Raw genomic sequence first — 3,463 nt, 5'->3', positions numbered from 1 at the left:
CGTGCCCGACGCGCTTTGCCGCGCCGCGCGCGTGCGCGCAGACCCACGACCGCCGCGAGCCGAGCCGCCGACGCCGCGCGTCAGCGCAGGCGCAGCCGTTGCCCCGGATAGATCAGGTCGGGGTCGGGACCGACGACCGTCAGGTTCCTGGCGTACAGGGCCTCGTATCCACCGGGCAGGTCGTGGTGGGCGGCGATGCCGCTGAGGGTGTCGCCGGGTTGGACCGTGTAGTCGGCGCCGTCCGTCGCGGCGGGCTCGGGTGCGGACACGGGCTTGGTCGCGGATCCGGTCGCAGCCCTCCGCGTCGCCTTGGAGTCCCCCGATCTCGTCGCCTTGGCCCCGCCCGATCGGGACCCCGGACCCTGCTGCCGTGGTGAGGACTTGCTCCCCTTCGTACCCGGGCGGGTACGGGGGGCATCGTCCCCCCGCGCCAGGCCGGCCTTCTTCGAGCACACGGGCCACGCTCCGGGGCCCTGCGACTTCAGTACGGCCTCCGCCACGCGGATCTGCTCGGCCCGGGACGCTTTGTCGGGGCTGCCTTTGCCCCCGTGCGCCCGCCACGTGCTCTGCTTGAATTGGAGGCCGCCTCGATAGCCGTTGCCGGTGTGGGCCGACCAGTTGCCGCTGCTCTCGCACCGGGCGACCCGGTCCCACGTGGCGTCGCTCGCGGCCGACGCGGACGTGACGCCGGCGAAGCCGACGAGCGAGGCCGCCATCACCCCGACGACGGTCACGTCACGCAAGCGATACCACGTGCCGTCGGTGAACTCGACGGCCTGAGCGAACGTGTTGCGGATGTTCATGCGAACCCTTCGGACTTCCCCCCGGGCGAACGCGGCCGATCCCGGAGGGACCGCCGTCGGGCCTCGTAGCGAACCGTCGTGTCGATCGACCGTCGATCCGATGCCGCCGCCTCGTGACCTTTCTCGGTCACAAGCCTTTTCGCCGAGGCGAAAAGGACCGGGAGATGCGATGTGCACTTGCTGGGGACGATAAACAGTTTCCCGGCCGGTATCAACGACCGAAAGCCAAGGAAAAGACTTTCCGCAGGCCACGATGGCATGTCGCGACAATGGCCCGGCGTGTCAGGAGGGCAGCCATCTCCACGACACGCCGCCGTGTGCCCGGTCTCTCCTTCGGGGCGCTTTCGTGATAGCCGTGGAGTGCACGAAAAGCCTTTGAAGCAGGGCGTGTTGCGGCGCTTCGGCGCGCTCGGACACACGGGAGGGAAAGCCCGGTCCTCGGCTCCGGACACCATCACCCGCCGGACCCGTGAAATGCGAATGCAGGCATTCGAGCGAGCCGCACGGCACGCGACGAAAACAATGACTCGCCGCTCGCCGATCGGGCCCCTTACCCGGTGTTTCGCGGCCGCTCGACATGTGGGGAACGGATTTCGGCCGCAGCGGGAAACCCTGTCGTGCCCGGCGCGCGTAATCGCCGAATGCGACGGGCAACGGCTCCGCCGAATGTCGGTTGTCGGCCTCTGGTCGGCCGGGGGTCAGGCAGTGTGTATCCCTTGCCGAAGGCACGCGAACGCGCGCGTGAGCAGGCGCGAGACGTGCATCTGGGACAGGCCCAGGGTCTCCCCGATCTGGGCCTGGGTGAGGTCGTCCCAGAACCGCATCTTGAGAATGCGCCGGTCCCGATCGTCCAGGTCGGGGATCACCCGCCGCAGGGCGACCATGTGCTCGACGAGGTCGAGCCCCGGGTCCTCCGCGCCCTGCATGTCGTAGCGGCTGCCGCCACCTTCCTCGCCGTCGACGGGCCGGTCCAGCGACCCGACCCGCCGGGCCCGGGAAACGGCCAGGGCGGCGCGGACGCGCTCGGCCGAGAGGCCCATCTCCTCGCCGAGCTCGTCGTCCGTCGGCTCGCGGCCCAGCGCGTGGGTCATCGCGTCTCGGGTGCGCACGGTGGCCAGGAACAGTTCCTGGTCGGCGCGGGCGACGTGCATCTCCCACACGCAGTCCCGGAAGAAGCGCTTGACCTCGCCGCGCATGGTCGGCAGGGCGTAGGCCATGAACCCGTTGCCCTGGCCGGGCCGGTAGCCGTCGACGGCCTTGACCAGTCCCATCGCGGCGACCTGGCGGATGTCCTCGCCCAGGTCCGGGCGCCGGCGATAGGGACGACAGACGAACCCGACGAGGTTGAGGTTGCGTTCGACGATCTCCTCTCGCAACCGGGTGTGCTCCCGGGTACCGCGTTCCAGAAGGGCCAGGTCGCTCAGGAGGCGCTCGGTGTCCCCGTACGCCGTCCCGCCCGCGCCCACAACGCGTCGGCCCGCGGAACCTTCGCCACCGGGGGGAGCAGCGGTGCTGGTGGACATGGGCATCTCCCAGTGGAAAGCGGAAGTCGGTGACGTTCGCCGCGTCGTCGCGGGGGTGACCCGGACGGGCCGCGGGCCCGAGAGGCGCACCGTCGCGCAGGACCGGTCCACCACGGCCTCGTGCGCGTCCACCACGCCGGCCGGGGGCGGACCGGGGGACGTCGGGTGCGACGGCGACGGCCACGCGCACGGGGTCGTCACGTCTGCGCGGCGCGGGGGGCCGGGAGGGGCGGAACGAATCGGGTCGGGCAAGGCAGTCTCCAAGGGAGGCCGACGATGCGTCGGCGTCGTTCGGAGGGCCGCTGCTTGACCCGCAAGCCCATTACTGCCACGACTCGACGCGTTTTACTCGCGCCGACACGGATCCCGACGGCTTTTCTTCGGCGATGTCCGTCGCCGGCGGTCTCGGGTCGAGAACGCAACAGGGGTACCTACCGGCCGGTACGGGCAGACGTGCAAGGCGCGCGAGGTGATCGTGCGTCGCAACCCCTGGAGGGGATCACGGTGCACACGTACCAGTCGTCGGCAGCGCAGGCGGCGGAACCACGGGTGGTGGCGGTCCTGGACTACCTCGCCACGATCCTGGAGAGACCCGTCCCCGGACCGGCCCACGACCCCCTGCTGCTGGCCGTCGCCGTCGCCGAAAGCGCCCCCGACGCCCGGGGCGTGGGAGTGATCTCGAACCACGACGGCACACCTCGGCCCCTGGCCGCCAGTACCCGCACCGCGGCCGCGCTCGACCACCACCAATGCGCCACCGCCCGCGGCCCGAGCGTCGACGCCCTGACCCAGGGCGCCACCCTCCACGCCGACCGCACCACCCTGCACCACCGATGGCCCACTCTCGCCCGGCCGGCCCACCTCGAAGGCGTCCACTCGTGCCTGGCCGTGCCCGTGACCCTCGGCGAACACCGATCGGCCACCGTCACCCTCTACGGCACCTCACCCACCGGATTCACCCCCCTCGAACGCGCCCTCCTCCGCGCCACCGCCGCCGCCCTCACCCGCACGGCAACCGACGCCGCGCACGCCCGCCAAGCCAACCAGCGCGCCGACCACATACACCACGCCCTCACCACCCGCGCCGTCATCGACCAGGCCAAAGGACTCCTCATGGCGCTGCACGGCATCGACGCC

3 protein-coding genes are annotated in these 3,463 nt (G+C 71.3%); 1 reads left to right on the top strand and 2 read right to left on the bottom strand.

The genetic code is table 11. The features are described 5' to 3' along the window. Positions 1–80: 80 nt before the first annotated feature. On the bottom strand, positions 81–803 hold the full coding sequence (locus GT354_RS55750) for a transglycosylase family protein (protein ID WP_161356274.1): 723 nt from the start codon (positions 801–803) through the stop codon (positions 81–83). Positions 804–1,501: 698 nt separating this feature from the next. Then, the gene (locus GT354_RS11935) at positions 1,502–2,326 is read right to left on the bottom strand and encodes a sigma-70 family RNA polymerase sigma factor (RefSeq protein ID WP_161356273.1); all 825 of its coding nucleotides are present in this window, start codon (positions 2,324–2,326) and stop codon (positions 1,502–1,504) included. A gap of 504 nt (positions 2,327–2,830) precedes the next feature. On the opposite strand from GT354_RS11935, the gene GT354_RS11930 reads away from it, so the two are divergent. Beyond that, the coding region (locus GT354_RS11930; protein WP_161356272.1) for a GAF and ANTAR domain-containing protein at positions 2,831–3,463 on the top strand (633 nt) is incomplete at its 3' end.

Source organism: Streptomyces sp. SID3343, from assembly GCF_009865215.1.
In the GTDB taxonomy this organism is placed as follows: domain Bacteria; phylum Actinomycetota; class Actinomycetes; order Streptomycetales; family Streptomycetaceae; genus Embleya.
Note: the sequence above shows the minus strand (reverse complement) of the source record. Positions and strands in the feature narration are given on the sequence as shown.